Annotated in this window: 19 protein-coding genes; 5 read left to right on the forward strand and 14 right to left on the reverse strand. The window is 61.2% G+C overall.

All coding sequences use genetic code 11. The features are described from left to right. The first annotated feature begins 27 nt into the window (after window positions 1-27). The 3 genes from HK20_RS01190 to HK20_RS01200 all read left to right on the forward strand — a co-directional run bounded on the left by HK20_RS01190 (window position 28) and on the right by HK20_RS01200 (window position 4,115). Window positions 28-549, forward strand: coding sequence for a DUF3035 domain-containing protein (locus HK20_RS01190; protein WP_086645385.1), 522 nt, complete (start codon window positions 28-30; stop codon window positions 547-549). Between the two features lie 15 nt (window positions 550-564). Beyond that, window positions 565-2,478, forward strand: coding sequence for a DNA mismatch repair endonuclease MutL (gene mutL, locus HK20_RS01195; protein WP_233129027.1), 1,914 nt, complete (start codon window positions 565-567; stop codon window positions 2,476-2,478). A gap of 116 nt (window positions 2,479-2,594) precedes the next feature. Then, on the forward strand, window positions 2,595-4,115 hold the full coding sequence (locus HK20_RS01200; RefSeq protein WP_086645269.1) for a NuoM family protein: 1,521 nt from the start codon (window positions 2,595-2,597) through the stop codon (window positions 4,113-4,115). Window positions 4,116-4,134: 19 nt separating this feature from the next. Here HK20_RS01200 and HK20_RS01205 read toward each other — a convergent pair whose 3' ends face one another. The 3 genes from HK20_RS01205 to HK20_RS01215 form a co-directional block, all read right to left on the reverse strand. Next, window positions 4,135-5,034 carry a DMT family transporter gene (locus tag HK20_RS01205; protein ID WP_086645270.1) on the reverse strand — a complete coding sequence of 300 codons (900 nt, stop codon included), beginning with the start codon at window positions 5,032-5,034 and terminating at the stop codon, window positions 4,135-4,137. 11 nt (window positions 5,035-5,045) lie between these two features. Further along, window positions 5,046-7,070: a DNA topoisomerase IV subunit B gene (gene parE, locus HK20_RS01210; protein ID WP_086645271.1), complete on the reverse strand. Its 2,025-nt coding sequence runs from the start codon at window positions 7,068-7,070 to the stop codon at window positions 5,046-5,048. Between the two features lie 94 nt (window positions 7,071-7,164). Further along, the gene (locus HK20_RS01215; protein ID WP_086645272.1) at window positions 7,165-7,683 is read right to left on the reverse strand and encodes a hypothetical protein; all 519 of its coding nucleotides are present in this window, start codon (window positions 7,681-7,683) and stop codon (window positions 7,165-7,167) included. Window positions 7,684-8,075: 392 nt separating this feature from the next. Here HK20_RS01215 and HK20_RS01220 point away from each other — a divergent pair, with 392 nt between their 5' ends. Next, on the forward strand, window positions 8,076-8,618 hold the full coding sequence (locus HK20_RS01220) for an Ig-like domain-containing protein (protein ID WP_086645273.1): 543 nt from the start codon (window positions 8,076-8,078) through the stop codon (window positions 8,616-8,618). Window positions 8,619-8,702: 84 nt separating this feature from the next. Here the strand turns inward: HK20_RS01220 and HK20_RS01225 are convergent, their stop codons facing one another. After that, window positions 8,703-9,152, reverse strand: coding sequence for an Rrf2 family transcriptional regulator (locus HK20_RS01225; protein ID WP_086645274.1), 450 nt, complete (start codon window positions 9,150-9,152; stop codon window positions 8,703-8,705). A 152-nt stretch (window positions 9,153-9,304) separates the two neighbouring features. On the opposite strand from HK20_RS01225, the gene cysK reads away from it, so the two are divergent. Next, entirely contained in the window at window positions 9,305-10,291 is a 987-nt protein-coding gene (cysK, locus tag HK20_RS01230; protein WP_086645275.1) for a cysteine synthase A, read from the forward strand. A 94-nt stretch (window positions 10,292-10,385) separates the two neighbouring features. Here cysK and HK20_RS01235 read toward each other — a convergent pair whose 3' ends face one another. From HK20_RS01235 to gltX, 10 genes are all read right to left on the reverse strand, one after another. Beyond that, window positions 10,386-11,618 carry an OmpA family protein gene (locus HK20_RS01235; protein ID WP_179290097.1) on the reverse strand — a complete coding sequence of 411 codons (1,233 nt, stop codon included), beginning with the start codon at window positions 11,616-11,618 and terminating at the stop codon, window positions 10,386-10,388. Window positions 11,619-11,748: 130 nt separating this feature from the next. Continuing rightward, entirely contained in the window at window positions 11,749-12,090 is a 342-nt protein-coding gene (locus HK20_RS01240; RefSeq protein WP_086645387.1) for a DUF1491 family protein, read from the reverse strand. 8 nt (window positions 12,091-12,098) lie between these two features. Beyond that, window positions 12,099-13,865, reverse strand: a complete 1,767-nt coding sequence (locus HK20_RS01245; protein ID WP_086645277.1) for a S41 family peptidase — start codon at window positions 13,863-13,865, stop codon at window positions 12,099-12,101. Further along, window positions 13,855-15,909, reverse strand: a complete 2,055-nt coding sequence (locus HK20_RS01250; RefSeq protein ID WP_086645278.1) for a ribonuclease R family protein — start codon at window positions 15,907-15,909, stop codon at window positions 13,855-13,857. The genes HK20_RS01245 and HK20_RS01250 overlap by 11 nt, the downstream gene beginning before the upstream one ends. Window positions 15,910-15,912: 3 nt before the next feature. Then, window positions 15,913-18,660, reverse strand: a complete 2,748-nt coding sequence (gene topA, locus HK20_RS01255; protein ID WP_086645279.1) for a type I DNA topoisomerase — start codon at window positions 18,658-18,660, stop codon at window positions 15,913-15,915. Between the two features lie 29 nt (window positions 18,661-18,689). Beyond that, window positions 18,690-19,904 carry a DNA-processing protein DprA gene (gene dprA / locus HK20_RS01260; protein WP_086645280.1) on the reverse strand — a complete coding sequence of 405 codons (1,215 nt, stop codon included), beginning with the start codon at window positions 19,902-19,904 and terminating at the stop codon, window positions 18,690-18,692. A gap of 33 nt (window positions 19,905-19,937) precedes the next feature. Beyond that, entirely contained in the window at window positions 19,938-20,582 is a 645-nt protein-coding gene (gene plsY, locus HK20_RS01265; RefSeq protein WP_086645281.1) for a glycerol-3-phosphate 1-O-acyltransferase PlsY, read from the reverse strand. After that, the gene (locus HK20_RS01270; RefSeq protein ID WP_086645282.1) at window positions 20,579-21,871 is read right to left on the reverse strand and encodes a dihydroorotase family protein; all 1,293 of its coding nucleotides are present in this window, start codon (window positions 21,869-21,871) and stop codon (window positions 20,579-20,581) included. The genes plsY and HK20_RS01270 overlap by 4 nt, the downstream gene beginning before the upstream one ends. Further along, window positions 21,868-22,809, reverse strand: coding sequence for an aspartate carbamoyltransferase catalytic subunit (locus HK20_RS01275; RefSeq protein ID WP_025827260.1), 942 nt, complete (start codon window positions 22,807-22,809; stop codon window positions 21,868-21,870). The genes HK20_RS01270 and HK20_RS01275 overlap by 4 nt, the downstream gene beginning before the upstream one ends. Then, on the reverse strand, window positions 22,802-24,208 hold the full coding sequence (gene gltX / locus HK20_RS01280) for a glutamate--tRNA ligase (RefSeq protein ID WP_086645283.1): 1,407 nt from the start codon (window positions 24,206-24,208) through the stop codon (window positions 22,802-22,804). Before gltX ends, HK20_RS01275 begins: the two co-directional genes overlap by 8 nt. Window positions 24,209-24,226 lie beyond the last annotated feature (18 nt).

Raw genomic sequence — 24,226 nt, forward strand, 5'->3', positions numbered from 1 at the left:
GTTTTCAGGATGAGTGGAAGGCAGATGATAGTGCGCCGTGTTTCGACCCTGATTTCTCCGGTGCTGCTGGTAGGCGGCTGCATGATGCTGAGCGGCTGCTCCGGGCATGAGGCCGCTCAGGCCTTTGGTCTGGAACGCAGCATGCCAGATGAATATACGGTGACAACCCGCTCACCGCTGTCCATGCCCCCTTCGGAGGAGCTGGTTAAGCCCAGCAAAGGGGATGAACGCACGCAGGATGAGAGCGAACGCCTTCAGGCGCTCGAAACCCTCTCCCCCGATGTGGCTCTGCGCGGCACCAACGGGGACACCAGCGAAGGCCAGACCATTCTGGTCAACGAAGCCTCTGCCGCCGCAGACGAACCCGATCAGGGCGAACTCGGTGCCGCAGGTACAGGCTTTGTGGAACAGCTGATGTTCTGGAAAGGTGGCAAGGCTGGAGGTGTGGTGAATGCGGATGAAGAAAACCGCAGGCTCAAAACCAACGCAGCTCTTGGCCTGCCCCCCACCAAGGGCGTTACGCCCACCCAGCACCCCAAAAAGAAGTAAGGCACGGGTCTGACCATGTCAGACCAGCCAGAACAGGCTGCCATGTTGGGGACTATGCCTGATCGCCCGCATGTGCGGCGGTTGCCCGAAGTTATTGTCAACCGCATTGCTGCGGGCGAAGTTATTGAACGCCCCGCCGCTGCCGTAAAAGAACTGATAGAAAATGCCATAGACGCCGGAGCCCGGCGGCTGGACATCTCGCTCGATGGGGGCGGGGTGGAGCGCATGATTGTGACGGATGACGGGGTTGGCATGTCCCCCGATGATCTGGCTCTTGCAGTCGAGCGGCACTGTACCTCCAAACTGGGGGACGAAACGCTGGTGCACATCAACACCCTTGGTTTTCGGGGGGAGGCGCTGCCGTCCATCGGGGCTGCGGCGCGGTTGAGCATTACCTCCCGCCCAAGGGGGGAAAGTGGCGCATGGCATATTCGGGTCGAGGGGGGTAAAACCTACCCGCCAGAACCTGTTGCCGGGGCTTTCGGCACCAGCGTTGTGGTTGAAGACCTGTTTTTTGCCACGCCCGCCCGCCGCAAATTCCTGAAAAGTGCCCGTGTGGAAGGCCGCCATGTGGAAAGCGTTGTGCGCCGTCTGGCTCTGGCCGTGCCCCAGACCGCCTTCCGCTTTGTGCTTGATGGGCGTGAAGTGCTGGACCTGCCCGCTCAGGATATGGCCGCCCGTGCAGCCGCCCTGCTGGATGCCAGCGAGGCCGATGGTTTTTTGACCATAGACGGCGCGCGTGAGGGCATGACCCTGAGCGGCTTTATCTGCCCGCCATCGGTGCATCGGTCCACGGCCAACGGGCAGTTCATGCTGGTTAATGGTCGGCCTGTGGTGGACCCGGTGCTTAAAACCGCCGTGCGCGTGGCTTACCGCCGGGTGATAGAACCCGGTCGCCACCCGGTTGTGGCGCTTAAGCTCACTGTTCCGCCTGAACAGGTGGATGTAAACGTGCACCCTGCCAAAACCGAACTGCGCTTTGCGGATGAAGCTGCCGTGCGCTCACTGGTTATTGGCACGCTCCAGCGCGCGCTGGAGCACGGGGCAGGGGTTGCGGGTGTGCGTCCGGTTCTGTCCGCGGCACCACGGGCAAGCCGGATATGGTATCCGCCAGAACAGGGGCAGGCGGCCGTACAGCCTGCTCCCGCTTACCCTGCCGCAGCCCAAGGGGCAGGCATGGCCGAACCACGCCTGATGTTTGGGGATGCTCCATCGGCCCGCACCCTGCCCACGGCCTTTGCGACAAACCAGACCGAACCATGGCCACAGGCCGCACAGGCTGGCCCTTCGGCAGAAACAGCAGGCGGGGCGGGTGGGATCGCTCCGCTGGACCACCCCTTGGGGGCGGCTGTCGCGCAGGTGCTGGATACGTATATTCTGGCTGTTGCGGCGGATGGCTCTCTGGTGCTGGTTGACCAGCATGCCGCCCATGAACGGCTGACGCATGAGCGCCTGCGCGAGCAGTATCTGAGCGGGCATGTGCAGGCCCAGCGCCTGCTTGTGCCAGATGTGGTTGAACTGCCCCGCGTACAGCAGGACCTGCTGCTGGCCCGCCAGCCCATGCTGGAAAGACTCGGGGTGGAAATAGAAGAGTTTGGTGGTGGCTCCATTCTGGTGCGTGCATTGCCCGCCATGCTGGGCAAAAGTGATGCTGTCAGCCTGTTGCGTGATCTGGCCGATGAACTGGAAGCCGATGACACGGGTGCCCCTGATGAAATGGCATCCCTTGATGGCAAGCTGGATGCGGTCATTGCGCGCATGGCCTGCCACGGCAGTATCCGGGCAGGCAGGCGGCTTGCACCGGAGGAAATGAACGCCCTGCTACGGCAGATGGAAGCCACACCGCGTGCAGGAACGTGCTCGCACGGGCGGCCAACATGGCTCAAGCTCAGCCGCAATGATCTCGAAAAATTGTTTGGTCGCCGTTAGCCATCCCCTGTTCGGGAATGGCTGATCGGCGGAACGTGAACAGCCCCACGCTGGCCTCATGCGCTAAAAAGGCGCAGTCTTAAAAAAGTGTCATTAAACCCGGATGGTGTTAAGCCGTGCAGCCAATCCTGCTTTCGCTGATAACCTATCTTCCCCTTGCAGGCGCGGTTGCGGCCTTTCTTTGCCCCGGTCAGGGACCGGAGCGGGACCGCACGGCGCGCTGGCTGGGGTTGTGGACTACGCTCCTCACGTTTGGGCTGAGCGTGCTGATGTGGGTCGGTTTTGACCCCAGCCAGCCCGGCCTGCAATTTGAAACCCGGCTACGCTGGCTGAGCGACTATGGTATTTCCTACCATACCGGGGTGGATGGGATCAGTCTGGTCTTTATCCTGCTCACCGCTTTTCTCACGCCACTGGCGCTTGGGGCAGGCTGGCGGAGCGTGCAAACGCAAGGGCGGGACTTTGTTGCCGCCATGCTGCTGTTGGAAACAGCCCTGTTTGGCCTGTTCTCCGCGCAGGATCTGGTGCTGTTTTATGTTTTTTACGAAGCAACGCTTATTCCCGGCTGCCTGATGATTGGCATTTGGGGCGGGGCCAAGCGGGTCTGGGCATCGCTTCAGTTCTTCCTGTTTACCTTTGGCGGTTCGCTGTTCATGCTGGTCGGGCTGATCACCATGTGGCTGCACGCCGGGACTACGGATATTCCGGCCCTTATGCATACCGGTTTTTCGCACTCCCTTCAGGGTTGGCTGCTGCTGGCTTTTCTGCTGGCTTTTGGCGTCAAACTCCCTCTGTTTCCGCTTCATGCCTGGCTGCCTGATGCCTATACGGAAGCCCCCACGCCGGCATCAGCCATGCTCTCTGGTGTGTTGTCCAAAACAGGGGCTTACGGGCTGCTACGCTTTGGCGTGCTGATGTTCCCCGATGCCGTGCGCCAGTTTGCACCCTATGTGCTTGCCCTTGGTGTGGTGGCCATTCTGTACGCAGCGTTTGTGGCCTTCGCCCAGACGGACATGAAGCGGCTTATCGCCTACTCCTCGTTCTCCCATATGGGCATGATCGCGGTTGGCCTGTTTACCCTGACGGCAGAAGGGATAGATGGCGCCATCTTCCAGATGCTCTCGCACGGTGTGGTTATTGCAGCCCTGTTCTTTTGCGTGGCGGCAGTGGCATGGCGGGCAGAAACGCAGGAGATTGACGCTTTGGGCGGTGTTGCCCGGCAAATGCCTGTGCTGGCCCTGCTGGCCATGCTGTTCACCATGGCCAATGTGGGCCTGCCCGGCACCGGGGCCTTTGTGGGCGAACTGCTGGTGCTTATGGGGGCTGTTCACGTTTCCATCTGGGTGGCGCTGCTGGCTGGTGGCACCATGATTATGGGGGCGGTTTACATGCTCTCGCTGTATCGTCGGGTTCTGTTTGGTAGCGTGCGTGGCACGGTTGGCCTGTTGCGTGACCTAACGGTGGGGGAACTTGCCGTGCTGGTGCCTCTGGCGGTGGTCACGTTGTGGATGGGGGTCCACCCGGGCACATTCACCCGGATTTTTGATCCGATGATCATGCAGGCTGTGCACGCAAACGCAGTTAACGTTGCGTCCTCCACTCTCCATGACCCGGTTTTGCATCTGGCCAGCCGGTAACGGCAGGCCACAGGACGGATTATTCCGGCAGGGTTGGGCCGTCTGGCACTGTGGTGTTGCTCCCCTGGGGCATCAGCACAGTGCCGAGGGACGCCAGAACCACACAGAAAATACCGCACAAACGTAGCAGGGATGGAATCTCATGCAGCAATATGGCTCCGGCCAGCGCTGCGGAAACAGGTTCCAGACTACACAGTACCCCAAACTCGCGGGCCGAGAGCTTTTGCATTGCACTCATTTCCAGAGTGTAGGGCAGGGCGGAGGAGCAAAGGGCAACCACAACGCTCAGCGCCAGCAAAAGCGGTGCATGCACCCCCACCCATAATGCGGGAACGGTGCAGGGCACAAAAACCGCAGCACCCCCACACAGCATACCAAGCGAGCACGCCTGACCAGAGGGCAGTTTACCAGCAATATTGCGGGCAAAAATAATATAAAGCGCCCAGCACACAGCAGCGAGCAGGGCAAACAGAATACCAATAAGGTCTGGCCGAACGGCTGATTCGGGGCGAAGCAGCAAAACAAGCCCCAGCACGGTCAGGCTGGTCCACACCACATCGCTCCAGCGGCGGGTATGGATGAAGGACAGCACAAGGGGGCCGGTAAACTCCAGCGCTACAGTTGTGCCCAAAGGCAGGCGGCCAAGGGAAAGGTAGAAAAAATAGTTCATGGCTGCGAGTGACAGCCCATAAGGCAGCACCAGCAGAAGCACCCTGCGTGACAGGTTATGCCAGCTGCGGAAGAACAGCATCAGCATAATGGCGGCAAAAAAAGTGCGCAGCCCCACCATGCCCGCCGCCCCAAAAGTGGGGAATAGCATTTTGGCATAGGAGGAGCCAAATTGCAGGAAGAGCATGCCCCCTACAACCTGCAGCAGGGCAGACAGGCGCTCCTTAACGGAAAAAATGGGCCTACTCATGGGCTGTCCGCTCAGATGTCCAGCAACTCATCAACCGAGCGGGCATGTTCCTGAATAAAGGCAAAGCGGAGTTCGGGTTTGCGGCCCATCAGGCTTTCCACCCGCTCACGCGTGGAAAGCCGGTCTTCCGGTGGGGCCACCACGCGGAGCAGGGTGCGGCTGCGTGGGTCCATTGTGGTTTCCTTCAGGTCCGCCGGAGGCATTTCCCCCAGCCCTTTAAAGCGGGAGACATCAATCTTGCCCCGCTTTTTGGTCAGGATCGCCATTTTGCGTTCCCGGTCCGCATCATCCATGGCGTACACGCTGTGTGCGCCCTGTGTAAGCCGGTAGAGCGGGGGCTGCGCCAGATACAGGTGCCCGTTGCGGATAAGCTCGGGGAGTTCGCGGTAGAAGAACGTCATGAGCAGGGAGGCAATATGGGCGCCATCCACGTCTGCATCGGTCATGATAATGACGCGGCCATAGCGTAGCTTGGTCAGGTCAAAGCGCTCACCCGACCCGCAACCCAGCGCTTCTATCAGATCCCGTAGTTCCTGATTGGCGCGTAGTTTTTCTGTTGTCGCGCTTGCCACGTTCAGGATTTTGCCGCGCAGGGGGAGCACGGCCTGTGTTTCACGGTTGCGGGCCTGTTTGGCGGACCCGCCTGCCGAATCCCCTTCCACCAGAAAAATTTCGGTGTCGGGTGCGTGTTCCTTGGTGCAGTCGGTCAGTTTGCCGGGCAGCCGCAAGCGGCGGGTCGCACTTTTGCGCGGCGTATCTTTGAGTTCACGGCGGCGCAGGCGCTCTTCTGCGCGGTCAATGGCAAAGCTGAGCAGCGAATCCGCCTGCGGGGGGTTCTGGGCCAGCCAGTGGTCAAACCGGTCACGCAGGGCGGTTTCCAGCAGTTTGCTGGCTTCGGCCGTGGTCAGCTTTTCCTTGGTCTGCCCCTGGAACTGAGGGTCCCGAATAAAGGCGGACAGACGGGCGGCAATCATGCCCAGTATGTCTTCGGCTGTAATGCTGGCTGCTTTTTTAATGGAACGCTGGTCTCCCCATGCGCGCAGCCCCTTGAGCAGCGCGTTGCGGAACCCGGTCTCATGCGTGCCACCTTGTGGAGTCGGGATGGTGTTGCAGTAGGAGATCAGGGATGCCGGACCACTTTCCAGAAAGGCAACGGCCCATTCCACCTTGCCATTATCTGTTCCATCCGCCTGCGGGGGCAGGGGCGCTTCCCCCGACCAGAAGGGGGTGAGCAGGGGAGCATCGGGGCCAAGCTCATCAGCCAGACTGTCGGCCAGACCACCGGGGAAGTGCAGAACAGCTTCTGCCGGGGTTTCATCCCCCGCTTTGAGCAAAGAGGGGTCGCACGACCAGCGGATGGTAACCCCACGGAACAGGAACGCCTTGGAGCGGCAGAGCTTGTACAGGCGGGAGGGCACAAAAACATGCGTGCCAAAAATTTCCGGGTCCGGCTGGAAGGTAATCTGGGTGCCGCGCCGGTTGGGGGCCGCTCCCGCTTTTTGCAATGCACTTACGGGTTTGCCCCGTTCGTAGGACTGCTGCCACAAGGTGCGGTCACGCGCGATTTCCACATCCATGCGGGCGGAAAGGGCATTGACCACGGAAGAGCCAACACCGTGCAACCCGCCAGAGGTGGCATATGCCTTGCCCGAGAACTTACCCCCTGCGTGCAGCGTGGTCAGAATCACTTCCAGCGCCGAGCGGTCGGGAAAGCGGGGGTGTGGGTCAACGGGAATACCCCGGCCATTATCCCGCACGGACAGCCAGTTATTGGGGGCCAGATGCACGTCAATGGTGTTGGCGTGGCCTGCCACGGCCTCATCCATCGAGTTATCAAGAATTTCTGCGGCCAGATGGTGCAGGGCACCTTCGTCTGTTCCGCCAATATACATGCCGGGCCTGCGGCGTACGGGTTCCAGCCCCTCAAGCACCTCAATGGCGCTGGCGTCATACGCCTGATTGTCCGGCGCTTTGGGGCGGGCGGAGGCGCTGGCGGATTTGCGGGGCGGTGTGGGGGCGGAAAACAGATCGCTCATGCGGGAAGTCTGTCCCGCTTTGGCGTTGATTCGTCAAGCACCAGAGGCAGCCCGGGGACCAAAACCCCGGTATGCCACCTGTGGTTGACAAACATTATGCGGCTTTGTGGGTAGCCCGGCGGCGCACAGGGGCGCGTGTGGTGGTAGGCGCTGCACATGTTTCAAACGACGCAGGCTGCGTAACATCCTTGGCATCGGAATAATTGGAGAGGTCTTCCCCGGTGTCCAGGGCATTCACTTCATCAAACATGGCCATGCGCTGCTGGCAGAAGATGGTGCCTGATTGCAACCCGCGCTCGGACTGCACGTTGGCCAGCTGGGTAATATAATCGTCATGCTCGCGCTGTGCGGTGCGGCCGTAGGTGGAGCGGAAGTAGCCGTTAAGCTTGTCTTCCTCGTTCAGCAGAACAGTGCGGAACTTGGCAACAAACGCGTTGTAGCGGTCCTGCGCGCTGCACGAGAGGGCGGTTACCATCAGCTCGCTTTTGAGACCCTGCACGTTAAAGGCTTCATGTGCTGGGGAATGGCCGCACGGACTGGCGGCAAAAGTAACGGAACCATGCAGAACGCCCGCGGCAAGAACACCCGCGGCAAAAAGACGGGAAAGGAACATACGGTAGGACCTCCGACAGATGCTGCACAACGCAATAGCCTATTCAGGCAGGAAAGAAACGGCCTAATTTGTCATACCGTCATTTCCCGCCATGGGGGCACATGGCAGGATTATGCATACATGGCCGTGTGCTGCCCTGCTGCGTTAGTGCTGTGTTGTGGCAAAACAATGTTTTTACTGCACCTGCCTGTAAACAGAGAGGCAGGGGTGCCAAAAGGTGCGGGTCGTGCCTCTTCCTTCCTGCGGCGGGATGATTTAAAGGCAAGAACGACTCATGCGGCGTTATGGCCTGTTGTGCTGGTGAGCCCAGCAGGCAAAGGCTTATCCCTTTAACCAGAATGGAACGCACTGGGTTTATGGTTGATTTAACAAGAATGAAGCGGAGCTGTGGAGTGCGCTTACGAGGAATTGCCGGGCTGACGCTAACTGCTGGCATGCTTGCCGGCTGCGCGACAACCGTGGGCCCTGTCCATGTCGGATCTCCCAATCCGTTTGGGTATCTCAAAAAATCTGCCGTGTGCAGCACGACCCCCATCAAGAAAGAGGCCGACGGCCAGCTTTCCACCACCATGACGGTCCGCTCCGATGACGGGCTGTGTGAGGTGCTGGTCTCCCAGCCTGATGGCAAGCCCTACCTGTCCTTTGGGGCCTCTCCTGCTCCCGAGCATGGCAAGGCGTTCCTGTACACGCTGGATAACGACACACACGTAACCTACACGCCCACACAGGGTTACGCAGGGCAGGACCGGTTTACGGTTATCCTTATCCCCGGTCCGGGCCAGCAGCGTACCCGCCTGACGGTTACCGCACAGGTTGATGCAACGGGTGTGTATATCCCCCACCCCGCAGTGATCGCGCCTGTGCCTGCTGCTGCGGAAAAGAAGGTGGTGACAAAGCGGGCTGCGCGCCCAGCCAAAGCAGCTACCAAGAACTGAGCAGATCCTCCGGATCAGCAAAAAAGCGGTGCCGCGTAAGCAGCACCGCTTTTTTTATGCCCGGACCAACCTTGTAACCAAAGGTCAGATGGAAAAGGTAATGGGCTCGCTTTGCGGGCGTTTAAGACCGGCATCCTCGGCCTGACGAACCAGTTCATCCAGCGTGGTCTGGCGCATCTGTTCTGTCAGCTTGGTGTCAAACCCGCTCCAACAGGGTTCAATAACCTTGTGGAAGAGAGGGCCTTGCGGGCCATCGCTGCCTTCGGGGTCATCGTTCAGAACTGCTTCAATAATATTGATCAGGGTTACATCCCGCCGGGGGCGGCCCAGCCGGTAGCCCCCACGCGGGCCGCGGATGCTCTCCAGCAGCCCTGAGCGTGAGAGTGCCTGAAGCAGCGGTTCAATCCCCCGGCGGGCCAGGCCGGAGCGCTCGGCAATATCGGCAGCACTTACCGCATTGGAGCGGCCTGCGTGGAAAGCAACGTCCAGCATGATGAGAACAGCGGTCATTGCTCTGTCACGACGAAGAATCATCGCAAGGTCCTTCCTGCTTGGCTTACGGTCTGGCGTATGATGTGCCAGCTTTGCTGTGTTGAGTGCTTATAGCAGGGGAATGGCTGTTTATCTACGTTGTAAATTCGTATTATAAGACAGTTGAACATTTAAACAGTTCAGGTAGGGACCAAATGCCATCAACAACGCACGATAACGAGGGTTACGGCTTTGCAGCGCCTCGTGGGAGAGTTTACGACTCGGTTTTGAACGTGGTGGGTGGAACCCCTCTGGTTGCCGTGCCGCGCATCATGCAGGAAGACAAGCTGACAAGCCGGGTTCTGCTCAAGCTGGAATTTTTTAATCCGCTCGGCTCGGTCAAGGACAGAATCGGCACAGCCATGGTGCTTGATGCCGAGCGCAGGGGTAAAATTACACCCGGTCGCACCCTGCTGGTGGAGCCCACATCGGGCAATACGGGCATCTCCTTGGCGTTTGTGGCCGCTGCACGGGGTTACAGGCTGATCGTGACCATGCCAGAAGGTGCTTCTATCGAGCGGCGGCGCATGGTGCGGCTGATGGATGCCCAGGTGGAACTGACCCCCGCCCGCCTTGGCATGGCAGGAGCCATTGCCCGCGCGAACGAAATTCTGGCCGAAACACCCGACGCGTGGATGCCCGACCAGTTTGACAACCCCGCAAACCCCGCCGTGCATGCCGCCACCACAGCAGAGGAAATCTGGGAAGATACGGCAGGTAAGGTCGATATTGTTGTTGCCGGTGTTGGTACGGGTGGAACCGCAACCGGGATTGCGGAATCGCTCAAGCCCCGGCGCAAGGGCATACAGGTTTTTGGTGTGGAACCGGCGGAAAGTGCCATCCTGAACGGGGATGAACCCGGCCCCCACGGTATTCAGGGCATTGGCCCGGGTTTTTGCCCGGCGACACTGCACCTTAAATCGCTTGATGGGGTGCTGACTGTCTCTGAGCGTGAGGCCATTGCGGCTGCCAGACGCTGCGCGCGGATTGATGGTATTCCCGTTGGTATTTCCTCAGGCGCTGCGCTGCACGCGGCTTTGCAGCTGGCCCATAAAAAGGAAAACGCAGGCAAGACCATTGTTGCCATAGCCCCCTCTTTTGCCGAGCGTTACCTCTCCACCTCCCTGTTCTCGGGGCTGTAAGCTTCTCCCGGCTTTGGCTATGTTGTTCTGGGTATAAAAAAAGCCCGCCTCATATTGGGGCGGGCTTTTTTAAGGCAGGGGAAAAACCTGTCTGTTAGCGGAATATAATTTCCACCCGGCGATTCTGGGCTTCCTTGGTATTGGGGGCCGTCTGCACCAGTGGGTGCGTGTCCCCATAACCGTGAATATCAATGGTGGAGCCTGCAATGCCATCCCGCATAAGCTCGGCCTTAACAACCGTTGCGCGGCGGATGGAGAGCTTCATGTTGTATTCTTCGCCCGCCTTCTGGCCCGGATGGGCAGAGGAGTTATCCGTATAGCCTGACACGGTAATACGGGTCAGGGCAACATGGGTAGCGGCTTGTGCTGCTTCGTTCACAATGGAACGTGCCCTGTCGGTCAGGTCGGCTTTGTCCCAGTCAAAGAAGATCAGATAGCTGCGTGCGGCCTGCGGAGCCGGGGCCGGGGTGTTGGCCACTGGCGGCGGAGGCGGGGGTGCGGGATTAAACTCATACCGCAGGCCCAGCATCATGGAATGGTTGAAGTCCGTTGCCGTCTTGTGGGTGCCGTTAAAGGTGGTGCTTCCGCCAATAACTGCTTGTGTACCCCCAATATCCCCCGTGGAGGTCACGCCATGGGACTGCGGGCCAAACATGGTCCAGAACCGGTATTCCGCCGTGGCAGACAGGCCGACAACCCAGGGAACGGGAAAGGACAGGCCAAAAATGCCCTGATAGGTGGCGTTGCCGTAAGTGCCACCCATACGCTGCATGGTGGTGCCACCCGAAGCATTATGCCCCACGAGCGATGCCGTGGTGGAGGTCCAGCCATAACCAACGCCAGCCCCGAAATAGGGGAACAGCCACGGTTTGCCTATATCAAGGTCAAACAGGGCATTAACCATAACGCCATAGGTCTGGCGGCGACCATCCCCTTTTGTGGTCACGTTGCTGTTCACAAGGCGGTTATAGTCCATACTGCGATAGTTGCCTTCAACCTCAACACGAAAACCGTTGCCAAGCCCCCAGCCCACAGAGCCGATTCCAACCGCGCCAGCTTTCCAGCGGTCCCGACCGTCGGGGAAGTTGGGTGTGCTTCTGACGCGCTGATCCTGATTGAGGGTCCCGCCCCCTTCACCGGCAATATACAGGCCTTGAACAGGCTGCGCATGCGCTGAAACGGCGGACAGCAGGAGGCCAGCCGCAAGCGGCGCAGAAAGCAGCGTTTGCGCAAGCAGTATACGGCGCGGCTTCATGGTCTTCTCCCTGCTGTGGCAAAGGTTGTGCGATACATCACGTATGGCGTTGGATGGTACGAGGGCACACATGCCTGCCTTCTTTGCTGTAAAGTTGTGTATGACGCAACAGGCAGAAGCCAGAGTTTTCCCAAACTTGTGGATTTTATGCGTCATAAATACCGCAGGCGTGTGGGTTAAGCCACAATACCTACCTTTCTTGTCAGATCAGTATTGCTTCAAACGGAGGGCTGAAGTCCACGGTTTCAACCTCCAGCACCCACAGGTCCGGGTCGTATTTGAGCTGCCGGTCAACATAGGCCTGAATTTGTTCTGCGTTTACGGGTGTTGTGCCTGTGCCACGCATCCACGCGGCCTCTCCCTCGGGTGTGCGGGTCTGGGTGAGTACCACACCGTCTCCGTTACGGCCGAGTAATATTACCAGAATACCACCTGCATCCGGGTCGCCCCTGCGGAGCAGCATGGCCGAGCGGCCATCCAACCCGGCCTGACGGATGAGTGCGCGGGCTACAAGGTCCGTGCGCAGGCGGGGAGGAGGGGTCATGTCATCCTTCATGGTGCAGCGGACATCTGGGGTACGGCGGCCACATCATCAGGAATGGCGGTAATGGCGGTTTTGTACCATGCGGGGTGGTTAATAAGGTCACGCGCAACGCTGATGTCGCGGTCATTACCCAGTGCGGCAGGGCATGCCTTGCGAATGGCCAGAATACTGGGAACACTCAACGGGTAACGCGCCGCGCGGGAAGCTGTTATGGCCGCCTGATTGGCCAGTTTGCCACTGGCAAGCGTGTGGAGCGCGTGGTTTGTATCCGCCTCCCCCAGACTGGTGCAGATCTGGGGCATAACGCCCAGCCCCTGCAACGGCCAGTGCAGGGGGGCGATGACCCGGCTCCACGTGACAAACAGTTCGCCTTCATCGGGGAGCTGCGCCACGGTCTGCACCAGCCCCTTACCCAGAGTGGCGCTACCGATCACCACGGCGCGCCGGTGGTCAGCCAGCGCTGCGGCCAGAATTTCCGCAGCACTGGCGGTGCGTCCGTCCACCAGAACGGCAATGGGCAGGCCGTTGGTCATGTCCCCACCCTGCACGGCCCAGATATGGTTGGATTGTGGGTCCCGCCCACTGGTTACGGCGGCCACACCGTGGTCAAGCAGCAAGGCTGCGGCGGTTACGGCCTGTTGCAGCACACCGCCCCGGTTGCCGCGCAGGTCAATAATCAGGCCGCGCAGGTTCTTGTCCTGTGTGGCCTGGTCCAGATACTGACTCATCTCCTCCGCCGTATCGGAGGAAAAAGCGGTTACACGGAGCACCACAATAGGGCCGCTGGCAAAAGCAAACACGGTTTCTGGCGGCACTTTGGAGCGGCGTAGCGTAACCGTATGTGCGCGCCGCCGCCCGGGGGAGAGCAGACGCAGCACAAGGGCGCTGTCTTCTGGTCCACGAATCCAGTCCGTAACGGTGGCAATGGACTGCCCGGCGGTTAGCTGGCCGTTAACAGCTATGATCCGGTCCCCCGTATCAATCTCGGAGGTCCATGCCGGGCCGTTTGCATTAATGGCGGACACAACAATATGCCGCCCGCTCTGGGCCAGAGTGATGCCTGCATCGGCTTCCCCACCGGTGCGGGCCTCGCGGTCCGTACTGGCGGAAGATGGCCCTATGTAGCGGGAGTAGGGGTCCAGATGGTTGAACAGTTCATCAAAAAAAGCCTGCAACAGATCATCCCGCTCGGCTGAACGCACAGCGGCGGAATGGGTACGGGCGGCTTCCAGAAAATCAGTGGCCAGTCTGGCCCAGTCATCCACGCTGTCTGCTGGTGGTGCGGGGCGGGAGAGCAGGGGTTGCGGGCCTGCAAGGAGCTGGATGTTTGTCCCGCGGGAATCGAAGGTGAGCGTAGGGTCCAGCGCTGTCAGGCAGCCCAGCCCCCACAGGGTAAAATCCCGGCTGCTATGGGGCTCAAGTGTACGGGGGCCTAAAAACTCCAGTGCCGTGGCAATGACCGAATGCACAAGCTGCATGTCCACCACAGGGGGGGACGGGGGCGCGGGTACATCGGGCTGGGCTGGTGGAGCAGGTGCCGGGCTGGCCTGTGCAGGTCCGGCGGGGGCCTCAGCTGCCGGGGCCGCGCTGGGGGCTGGGGCCGCGGGCTGGGGCGTTGCTGGCGGTGGGCTGGGCACAGGCCCGCCGCTGCTGCTTTGGGCATGCAGGGTGGCGGGCTGGCACAGGAGCAGAATGGCCAGCACAACGCCGGGCACAAGCAACTGGTGCTGCACTATGGCCCGGACATAACCGCGGAAGGGAAGTTCAGCGCGCATGGGTATGGGACGCCAGTACGGACACGCCACGCGCCGGGCAGGTTGCCAGCAGAACTGCCACAGGCAGTGCCCCGTTCTGGATAAGGGGCGTGTAGCGGGCGGCAATGCCACCGTACGGCGAGTCGTCATTCATCCTTGCGCAATCCGGAAAAGCAGACCACGGCAGCAAAGACGGAGTTCCTGTTTTCGTCAATCGCACGCAAAGGCCATGCCGTGTTGTTGTGGTGGCATGGATGTTCACGTTTTGCCCTATGTCGGGAACCAGAAAGGCCGCCGCCAGCCGATTTTGGCAGTCCTGAACGCTTTTTCCGGCCCGGCGCTCGGTAAAATTAAGGTGGGACACCAATGCATGATCCTGCTCCCATGGTGGCGCGCAGGCCACAGATGGAGTGCCCTCCTGCCGGGGATTTTGCTCCATGCACCAAGCACTTATGGCTCTGTGTACCAGCAGGTCGGCATAGCGGCGGATGGGGCTGGTAAAATGGGTGTATAACGGCAGGCCAAGCCCGTTATGGCGGCCAGCTACAGCACTGTAGCGTGCTGCCGGGCGTGGCTGGGTGGCCGTAGGGGCGGGATGCACCCGAAACGGAACTGCAAGCCGGTTTGTATGCGCAATCCGGGCGGCGAGCGTGTTTGCCGCGATCATGAAGCTGGCAACCAGATCATGGGTTGCAAGGCGCTCGCGCGGTAAAAAGGCAGCAGGCTGCCCGTCGGGGTGGAAGGTAACGACCCAGGCATCTTCATCCAAACGCATGGCATTGCGTTTGGTTGCATCGTTATTGAGCGCACTGCTCGCGGCCATAAGGGTTTGCAGCAATGTTGCCGGCAGGGTGTGTATGGCGTGGGCCGGGGGTAGGGTTTTGCCGTCCAGCGCGCTTTGTGCATCGCGGTAGCTCAGCCGGGTTGCGCTGCGCATGATCCCGCGCCTGATTGTTCCATCCTGCATATGGCCGTCATGGGTGATGAGAATATCGGCAAACAGGCAGAGCCGGTCCTGCCCGGGCAGGAGCGAACACGCATTGGCCGACAGGTCCAACGGCAGCATGGGTATGGTCTGGTCGGGCAGGTAAACGGAGGTGCCCCGTAAGTGGGCCTCCTCATCCAGCGCCGAACCGGCTGGCACGTAGTGGCTGACATCGGCAATGGCGATGACAAGATGAAAACCCGTGTCTGTCGGCTCTGCCCATATGGCGTCGTCATAATCCTGTGCGGTTTCGTCATCCAGCGTAACCAGCGGGAGAGCGCGCAGGTCGTGCCGGTCGGCTGGGGCGGGCTGGTTGTGCAGGGCTGCGGCCTGTGCGGCTCCGCGCGCGGCCTCCTGCTCCGCAGCTGCGGAAAAATGGGTGGGGATGGCGTGTGTCAGCAGGCTGAGCGCGCTGGCCATGCCTGCGGTATCTGCCCGGCCGTAAGGGGTGGGGGTATCCACCGCCAGTGTGCCATCTGGCATGGAGCGCAAGGTCGCCAGAACAACCTCCCCCGGTTCGGGCAGGGCATGCTGCTCTGGTGTGGCCAGCGCGAACGTGCCTGCAATCTGCGGGTTACAGGCCCATAGCCGTTCCACTGGCGCGCCATCCTCCCCAAGTGCGCGGGAAAAGGCGAGGCTCTCCCCCGTTCGGGCCAGTACACGTTCGGCGCGGGCCTCCCTGCGGCGGGCACCGCAGGTGGGGCGCAGGCGGGCCAGAACCAGATCACCGGGTAAGGGGAGGTGCAGGTCGGGGGCGCGGGTGTTGAGAACAACAGGCGTTGCTGTGGGGTCATCAGCCAGTATGCCGCAGGGGGTACCGTCGGGGCGGATATGGGTTATGCGCGCCCGTGCGGTTTCTGGCAGCCCGATGGAGGTTTTCAGGCGTCCTGCGGGCAGGTCAAGCAGGCTGCCATCCAGCGCCATGGTGTGCAGTATGGCCTTCAGGCGTGCCTTGTCGCGGATCGGGCGGTCAAATGCGCGCAAAATGTCGCTCAGCCCAACGGGGGTAACCCCGCCAAGCAGGAAGGCCCGAAGTGCTGCGCTGGAAGGAAGGGCAGCAACTTCAGACCTGCCAGACATGGGTTATTCAGCCTTTTTTTTGCGCGTTGTCGTGGTGGCCTTGCGGGCCTTGGGTTTGGCTGGTGCGGCTTCGCCTTCTGGTGTGGCGGCGGCTTTGGCCTTTGTGGTTTTGGTCGTACTCTTGGTGGCCGTTTTGGTGCCAGTTTTGGCCGGTGTTTTTGTGGTGGCCTTGGCAGTCGTGGTTTTTGTGGCCGCTTTTTTCTTGGCTGGGGCTTTTTTGGCTCCGGCCTTGGCTTTGAGAGGCTTGCCCTTGTCTGCCAGTAGGGCCACGGCTTCGTCCAGCGTGACCTCGTCCATATCCGTGCCGCGTGGCAGGGTGGCAACCACCTGCCCGTGCTGGGCATATGGCCCAAACCGGCCTTTGCGCACCATAACCGGCTCGCCATCCTTGGGGTGGTTGCCCAGATTGCGGATGGAAGCCAGCTTTTTGGCCAGCGCATCAACCGCCCGGTTCAGCCCCACGGTCAGGACATCATCATCCTTGTCGAGCGAGCCATAAACCGCACCCATTTTGACGTATGGCCCAAACCGGCCCAGACCGGCCTCTATCGGCTCACCCGTTTCAGGGTGCAGGCCCACAAGGCGGGGGAGGGAGAGCAGGCCAACAGCCTGATCCAGCGTTATGCTGGCGCCATCCATCCCTTTGGGCAGGGATGCGCGGCGGGGCTTGGCTTTTTTGTCCGCCGGGTCGGGTTCGCCCTGCTGCACATACAGGCCCCACGGGCCTTGCCGCACTGTAATATCCTCGCCGGTTTGCGGGTGCTGGCCCAGCAGGCGCATACCGTCCTTGAGCGTGCTGCTGCCATCGCCATCTTCAGCGCTTTCGGCTGTCAGCCGGCGGGTAAACTGGCATTCGGGGTAGTTGGAGCAGCCAATAAACGCCCCATAACGCCCCAGCTTAAGGCCAAGCCGCCCCGTACCACATGCAGCGCAATGCCTCGGGTCCGAGCCATCTGCACGGGGGGGGAAGAAGAAGGGACCAAGGTCCTTGTCCAGTGCGTTCAGCACATCGGTAATGGTCAGTTCCTTGGTGTCGCCCACAGCCTTGGAAAAGTCATGCCAGAAGGAGGCCAGAACTTCCTTCCACTGGGCCTGACCGTCCGAAATATCATCCAGCAGTTCTTCCAGACTGGCCGTAAAGCCCGTGTCCACATACCGCTCGAAAAAGGAAACAAGGAACGCAGTTACCAGCCGCCCACGGGCTTCGGGCACAAAGCGCCGGTTTTCCAGCTGAACGTAACTGCGGTCCTGAAGCACGGTCAGGATGGATGCGTAGGTAGAGGGCCGACCAATACCCAGCTCTTCCATTTTCTTGACCAGAGATGCCTCGGAATAGCGCGGAGGCGGCTGGGTGAAGTGCTGCTCTGCCTCTACGTCCTCACGCTTGAGGGGGTCTTTCTCATGCATGGGCGGGAGCATGCGGGATTCATCATCCGCCGCCGCTTTTTCGGTATCATCACGGCCTTCGCGGTAGAGTTTGAGAAAACCGTCAAAGGTAATGATCGAGCCATTGGCGCGCAGTACGGTCTGGGCGGAGGGGCCGGCAATATCTACCGCCACCTGATCCAGCGTTGCCGATTCCATCTGGCTGGCTACGGCGCGCTTCCACACCAGTTCGTACAGGCGGCGCTGATCATTGTTGAGGTAGCGCGCCATGGATTCGGGGGTGCGGGAAATATCCGTGGGGCGAATGGCCTCATGCGCTTCCTGCGCGTTCTTGGCCTTGGATGTGTAATGGCGTGGCTGGGCAGGCACGTAGTCTGCGCCAATCTTGCTGCCAATATGCCCGCGAATGGCGTGGATGGCTTCCTGCGCCATGGTTACGCCATCGGTTCGCATATAGGTGATCAGGCCGACGGTTTCCCCCCCCAGTTCCATGCCTTCATAGAGCTGTTGGGCGGTGCGCATGGTGGTCTGGGCACTCATGCCCAGTTTGCGCGATGCCTCCTGCTGCAAGGTGGAGGTGGTAAAGGGTGGCTGCGGGTTGCGCCGGACCTTGCGCCGCTCAATGGAGCGGACACTCAGTTCCTCGGCTTCCACCGCGCGTTTGGCGGCTTCGGCCTGCTCGGCATTGCCAAGGTCAAACTGGTCGAGCTTTTTGCCGTTCAGGTGTGTCAGGCGCGCGGTAAAGGGTGCGTTGCCCGGCGTGAGCAGGGACGCGGTTACACTCCAGTATTCCCGCGGCTTAAACACCTCGATCTCGGCCTCACGCTCGCAGATCAGGCGCAGGGCAACAGATTGCACCCGGCCAGCACTGCGCGAGCCGGGCAGTTTGCGCCACAGAACGGGGGAGAGGGTAAAGCCCACCAGATAATCCAGCGCGCGGCGGGCCAGATAAGCCTCGATCAGCGGCAGATCAAGCTCGCGGGGGTGAGCCATGGCGTGCTTGATGGCGCTTTTGGTAATTTCGTTAAACGTGACACGCTGCACGTCCACGCCTTTGAGCGCGTTGCGCTCCTCCAGCATGGCGCGCACATGCCAAGAAATGGCTTCCCCTTCCCGGTCCGGGTCAGTGGCGAGGTAGAGGTGCTTGGCGCCCTTGAGCGCCTTGATAATGGCAGCAACCTGCTTTGTGCCGCGTTCATCGGCCTGCCACTTCATGGCAAAGCCGTCATCGGGCAGGACGGACCCATCTTTGGGGGGGAGGTCGCGCACATGTCCAAACGATGCAAGCACCGTGTAGCCATCGCCCAGATATTTGTTGATCGTTTTAGCCTTGGCTGGGCTCTCGACCACAACAACGTCAGTCATACTCTCTCCGACCTGCCCGGAAGCAGCACTTACCTACTCGTTTCTGCCTGCCCGTTAGTTAGCCCAACGCGACCATCCTGATAGGTGGTCACCTGACCTGACAGCTCAAGCTGGGTGAGCGCGGCCAGAACGACAGAAGCCGAGAACTGGCAGCGCCTTATAAGATCGTCAACAGCTATGGGTGTAAAGGACAGAAGATCAAGCAGCTGTCTGGCTGGGGTGGGTGCTGCATGCTGCTGTGCTGGCAAGGCCGACGCTGTGTACGCAAGGCTTTGTTTTTGTGGTGAATTTTTAAAATCCTTCCCCTCCGTACCTGTGGTGGCGGAGGGGGGAAGAGATGCAAACAGGTCAGGCGTGGATTTTGTGCGGCTCAGGGCCAAAGGCGGGTTCTGGGGTGGAGTTACGGCAATATGGGGCAGAATATCGGACACACGCTCGACCAGAATGGCCCCCTTGCGCAGCAGATCATTGCTGCCTCTGCACCTTGGGTCCAGCGGGGAGCCGGGCACGGCAAAGACCTCCCGCCCGTAATCGGCGGCCATGCGTGCCGTAATCAGCGTGCCAGAATGGGGGGCCGCCTCCACCACCACACAGCCAAGGGCCAGCCCTGCAATAAGTCTGTTCCGGCGCGGAAAATGGCGGCCTTGCGGGGCGGTGCCAAGGGGAGCCTCGGTCACAACTGCGCCCATTTGGGCAATGCGTGCCTGCAAATCGGTGTTCTGGGGTGGGTAAGGGCAGTCCAGCCCACCTGCTATGGCGGCAACGGTCAGGCCCTGTTTGTAAAGCGCGCCATGATGGGCGGCACTGTCTATCCCCCGTGCCAGACCGGAAATAACGCTCAGGCCGGAGTCGGCTATCTCCGTGGCCAGACTTTCGGCCAGCCGTAACCCCTGGGCCGAGGCATTGCGCGCCCCGACAATGCCAACGCCCGGCTGGCTCAGGCAGGCAGGGTCGCCCAGAATGCTCAGTACGGGTGGGGCATCGGGAATATGCCGCAAAAGGGGAGGGTAGTGCGGGTCCAGCAGGGTCAGGAACTGCCCGCCGAGGGCCAGCGTGTTCTCAATTTCGCGCTCAATCCTGTCCCGCGGGGGAATGCTGGGGCGTGTGCGCCCTCTGGCGGGCAGACCCGGCAGGGCATCCAGTGCCGCCTCTGGCGTGCCATACTGCGCGACCAGCCGCTGCCATGTGCGCGGGCCAACCTGCTCGGTCCGCGCAAGGCGCAGGGCAGCATACAGGCTGCTCATGCGAAAGGGTGGAGCAACCGGCACAAAGGCCGGTCAGTCCTTTTTCTGACCAATGCGGGACTCGGTCCCCCGCAGGATACGGGCAATGTTTTCATGATGGCGGGCAATGACCAGCAGGCTGATCAGCAGCGTTGCCATGGGCTTTGGGCTGGCCTGAAAGGAAAACCCATACAAGGCCAGAATAACAACGGGCATGGCCACAAAGGCAGCCAACGCCCCGGCGGAGGAAATGCGGGAAAGCTTGGCAACCCCCAGCCACACGGCACACCCGACCAGCCCGGTAATGGGGGAGAGGGCAAGCAGTGCCCCCAGCCCTGTGGCCACGCCCTTGCCCCCCCGAAAGCCCAGAAAAACGGGGAAACAGTGCCCCACCACCGCCGCAAGGGCCGCAAGAGATGCGGTATGGTCGGAATAATCGGGCGAGGTCATGACCCATGCGATCAGAACCGCCAGAAACCCCTTGCCAGCATCCAGCCCCAGCGTTGCGGCGGCAAGGTCCTTGCGGCCGGTGCGCAGCACATTGGTCGCGCCAATATTGCCCGAGCCGATGCTGCGTAAATCCCCCGCACCGCCAAGGTTGGTCAGGATCAGCCCGAACGGAACACTCCCCAGTGCATAACCCATGAACGCCATGGCCGCCATAAGCCACAGCACGTAGGAGGGAAGCTGCCCGCTCATGCCGCGTCTGCCTCATAAACGCGCTGGCCAGCCTTCCATGTGCCCAGTACGCGGCCTTCCAGCGGACGGCGGTCAAATGGAGTGTTCTGCGCACGACCGGGGAGCTTGCCTGCTGTTACCAGCCAGCTCTGCTCTGGGGCAAACAGACACAGGTCGGCCATGGCCCCTACGGCCAGTGTTCCGGCTTCCACGCCCAGCAGGCTGGCGGGGCGGTAGGTCAGCAGGCCAAGAGCCTGTGGCAGACCCAGCGTGCCATCATGCACACGCGCAAGGGTTACGCCCAGCAGCGTCACCATGCCCGTGCCCCCGGTTGCGGCCTGCGCAAAGGGCAGGCGCTTGTCATCCGCATCCCGCGGGTGGTGGTCGGAGGCAATGGCGTCAATCGTGCCATCGGCCAGCCCGGCACATACGGCCAGCCGGTCTTCCTCGCTCCGCAGGGGGGGGGAGAACTTGGCGTAGGTTCTGAAATCGCCAATCGCGTTTTCGTTCAGGTCAAAATAGGGGGGGGCTGTATCGCATGTCACGTTCAGCCCGCGCGCCTTGGCCTGACGGATCAGGTCCAGCCCTTCTCCCGTGGAGACATGGCCAAAATGCAGGCGTCCCCCGGTCAGTTCCGCCAGACGGATGTCCCGCGCGATCATGATCGATTCGGCCGCTGTGGGAATGCCCGCAAGCCCAAGGCGGGTGGCCAGTGCGCCAGATGTGGCACATCCTGACCCGGCAAGGGATGGGTCTTCGGGGTGCTGCACCACCATGGCGTTAAACCCGCTGGCATAGGCCAGAGCAAGCCGCATAAGGCGGGAAGGGTCTATGGCGCGGTTACCATCGGTAAAGGCCACGGCTCCGGCTTCGTGCAGCAGGCCGATTTCGGCCAGTTCCTTGCCTTCGCACCCTTTGGTCAGGGCCCCATAGGGCAGAATGGTTACAGCCCCGGTTTCCTCCCCCCGGGCGCGGAGCATCCGGACCAGAGCTGGGTTATCTATGGCGGGTTTGCAGGTGGGGAGTACTGCAATGGTGGTAATCCCCCCGGCAGAGGCAGCACGGGTGGCGGAGGCTATGGTCTCACGGTATTCGTAGCCGGGTTCACCAATTTCCACGCGCATGTCCACAAGACCGGGGCAGAGCACGGCACCTTGCCCATCCACATGGGCGGCCCCTTCCGGCCTGCCTTCTGCACCGGGTTTGTCTATGCCGGCTATCTGCCCGTCGCGCACAAGCAGGCGGCCGGGTTGGTCCAGCCCGGAGGCAGGGTCGATCAGGCGAACATTTTCAAAAACAACGGTGGTCATGGCGTTTGCCTGCTGCGTGTAAGGCGGTCCAGAACGGCCATGCGTACGGCCACACCCATTTCCACCTGTTCCTGAATAACGCTCTGGTCGGAATCGGCAACGGAGCTGTCAATTTCCACGCCCCGGTTCATGGGGCCGGGGTGCATGACCAGCGCGTTTTTGTGCGCCAGATCCAGCCGCCTGCGGTCCAGACCAAAAAAGCGGAAGTATTCGCGCGCGCTGGGAATAAGCCCGGAGGACATGCGCTCGCGCTGTAGGCGCAGCATCATCACCACATCCACATCGCGCAGGCCGTCTTCCATGCTGTGGTGGATGTCTACCCCAAGCTGGCCAAGGTTGCCCGGCACCAGTGTGGGCGGGCCTACAAGGCGCACGGAACTGCCCATTGTGGTGAGCAGATGAATATTGGAGCGCGCCACGCGGGAATGGGCGACATCCCCACAGATGGCGACTTTAAGCCCCCCCAGAGTGCCATGGTGGCGGCGGATGGTCAGCGCATCCAGCAAAGCCTGCGTGGGGTGCTCGTGCATGCCATCGCCCGCATTCACGACCGAGGCTTCCACCTTGCGGGCCAGCAGGGCAGGCGCACCGGACTGGGAGTGGCGGACCACCAGCAGGTCCGTGCGCATGGCATTAAGGGTGGCTGCGGTGTCCAGCAGGGTTTCCCCCTTGTTCACCGAGGACTGGGCGACGGACATGTTGATCACGTCCGCCCCCAGCCGCTTGCCTGCCAGTTCAAAGGAGGTACGCGTGCGCGTACTGTCTTCAAAAAACAGGTTGATCAAGGTGCGCCCGCGCAGCACATCGCGCGGGACCTTGCGGGAGCGGTTGAGCAGGGCATAGCTCTCGGCCAGATCCAGCAGCGGCTCGATCTGGTCTGGCGTCATGCCCTCCAGCCCGAGCAGATGCCGGGTGTGGCGGCCGGGAAAGCTAGCCATGCAGTACGGCTCCTATTCTGGCCAGTGTTTCATCTCGGCCGAGTGCCTGCAACGTGGCATCAATCCCGGGGGAGGAGTTGGAGCCGGTTACGGCCGCGCGCAGTGGCTGGGCAACCTGACCAAGCTTGTGGCCACCACGCTCGGCAAAGGCGCGCAGGGCGGCATCTATGTTTTCGGGGCTGAAGGGTTCCACCACGGCCAGATCCCGCGCCAGTTCACCCAGCAGGGCGCGGCCTTCGGGGGTGAGCAGCTTTTCGGCTTTGGCGTTCATGGGCAGGGGCACATGGCGGCCAAGGAAGGCGGCGTTCTCGGTCAGCTCAACCAGTGTGCGTGCGCGTTCCTTAAGGCCGGGCATAAGGGACAGCACACGGGCACGGGTGGTTTCGTCCACATTAACGCCTTCAACTTTTTTCAGGCGTTCCATAACGTCATCCGTCAGGCGCACGTCATCCGCCTGCCGCAGCCATACGGCGTTGATGTGGTCGAGCTTGGCGTAATCCATGCGCGAGGGCGCACGGCCCACACCATCAATGTCGAACAGCTTGATCTGTTCTTCGCGCGAGAGGATTTCCGCATCCCCATGCCCCCAGCCCAGACGGAGCAGGTAGTTGCAAAGGGCTTCGGGCAGGTAGCCCATGTCGCGGAATTCCACCACGGACTGCGCGCCATGGCGTTTGGAAAGTTTGGCGCCATCGGGGCCATGAATAAGCGGCAGATGGCCAAAGCGCGGCAGGTCCCAGCCCATGGCGCGGTAGATCATGGCCTGACGGAAGGTGTTGGTCAGGTGGTCATCACCACGGATCACGTGGGTAATGGCCATGTCGTGGTCATCCACCACCACGGCGTGCTGGTAGGTGGGGGTGCCATCGGACCGCAGGATGATCATGTCATCCAGTTCCACATTGGCCACGCGGACTTCGCCCTGCACCAGATCATCAATAACCGCATCCCCTTCACGCGGGGCCTTGATGCGGATGGCGTAGGGGGCACCCGCAGGCGCGTCTGCCGGGTCGCGGTCGCGCCACAGGCCGTTATAGCGCGGGGGCAGGCCATTTTTTGTGGCGTCTTCGCGCATCTGCCTGAGTTCTTCTGGCGTGCAGTAGCACTTGTAGGCCAGACCTTTTTCAAGCAGTTCCAGTGCAACCTCGCGGTGGCGTGCCTCCCGCGAGGACTGGAAGACGGGTTCCTCATCCGGCGTAATGCCCATCCAGTCCAGACCCGCAAAAATAACATCTACGGCCTGTTGGGTGGAGCGTTCGCGGTCGGTATCTTCAATACGCAGGAGGAATTGACCGCCATGGTGACGGGCAAAGAGGAAGTTGAACAGGGCTGCGCGGGCGTTGCCAATATGCAGCAGGCCTGTCGGACTCGGCGCAAAGCGTGTGCGGATGGTCGTCATGGGGCGCTTCTTTATCAC

Source organism: Acetobacter sp. DsW_54, assembly GCF_002153575.1.
GTDB classification, from domain to species: Bacteria; Pseudomonadota; Alphaproteobacteria; order Acetobacterales; family Acetobacteraceae; genus Acetobacter; species Acetobacter fabarum.

Excerpts from the sequence above, each read along its gene's own strand:
- HK20_RS01215 (WP_086645272.1), bottom strand. The coding sequence starts at position 7,683 with ATGTTCCTTTCCCGTCTTTTTGCCGCGGGTGTTCTTGCCGCGGGCGTT.
- HK20_RS01240 (WP_086645387.1), bottom strand. The coding sequence starts at position 12,090 with ATGACCCCTCCTCCCCGCCTGCGCACGGACCTTGTAGCCCGCGCACTC.
- HK20_RS01250 (WP_086645278.1), bottom strand. The coding sequence starts at position 15,909 with ATGTCTGGCAGGTCTGAAGTTGCTGCCCTTCCTTCCAGCGCAGCACTT.
- dprA (WP_086645280.1), bottom strand. The coding sequence starts at position 19,904 with ATGAGCAGCCTGTATGCTGCCCTGCGCCTTGCGCGGACCGAGCAGGTT.
- parE (WP_086645271.1), bottom strand. The coding sequence starts at position 7,070 with ATGAGCGATCTGTTTTCCGCCCCCACACCGCCCCGCAAATCCGCCAGC.
- HK20_RS01235 (WP_179290097.1), bottom strand. The coding sequence starts at position 11,618 with ATGTGTGCCCTCGTACCATCCAACGCCATACGTGATGTATCGCACAAC.
- gltX (WP_086645283.1), bottom strand. The coding sequence starts at position 24,208 with ATGACGACCATCCGCACACGCTTTGCGCCGAGTCCGACAGGCCTGCTG.
- HK20_RS01245 (WP_086645277.1), bottom strand. The coding sequence starts at position 13,865 with ATGCGCGCTGAACTTCCCTTCCGCGGTTATGTCCGGGCCATAGTGCAG.
- HK20_RS01205 (WP_086645270.1), bottom strand. The coding sequence starts at position 5,034 with ATGAGTAGGCCCATTTTTTCCGTTAAGGAGCGCCTGTCTGCCCTGCTG.
- plsY (WP_086645281.1), bottom strand. The coding sequence starts at position 20,582 with ATGAGCGGGCAGCTTCCCTCCTACGTGCTGTGGCTTATGGCGGCCATG.
- cysK (WP_086645275.1), top strand. The coding sequence starts at position 9,305 with ATGCCATCAACAACGCACGATAACGAGGGTTACGGCTTTGCAGCGCCT.
- HK20_RS01270 (WP_086645282.1), bottom strand. The coding sequence starts at position 21,871 with ATGACCACCGTTGTTTTTGAAAATGTTCGCCTGATCGACCCTGCCTCC.
- mutL (WP_233129027.1), top strand. The coding sequence starts at position 565 with ATGTCAGACCAGCCAGAACAGGCTGCCATGTTGGGGACTATGCCTGAT.
- HK20_RS01225 (WP_086645274.1), bottom strand. The coding sequence starts at position 9,152 with ATGATTCTTCGTCGTGACAGAGCAATGACCGCTGTTCTCATCATGCTG.
- topA (WP_086645279.1), bottom strand. The coding sequence starts at position 18,660 with ATGACTGACGTTGTTGTGGTCGAGAGCCCAGCCAAGGCTAAAACGATC.
- HK20_RS01275 (WP_025827260.1), bottom strand. The coding sequence starts at position 22,809 with ATGGCTAGCTTTCCCGGCCGCCACACCCGGCATCTGCTCGGGCTGGAG.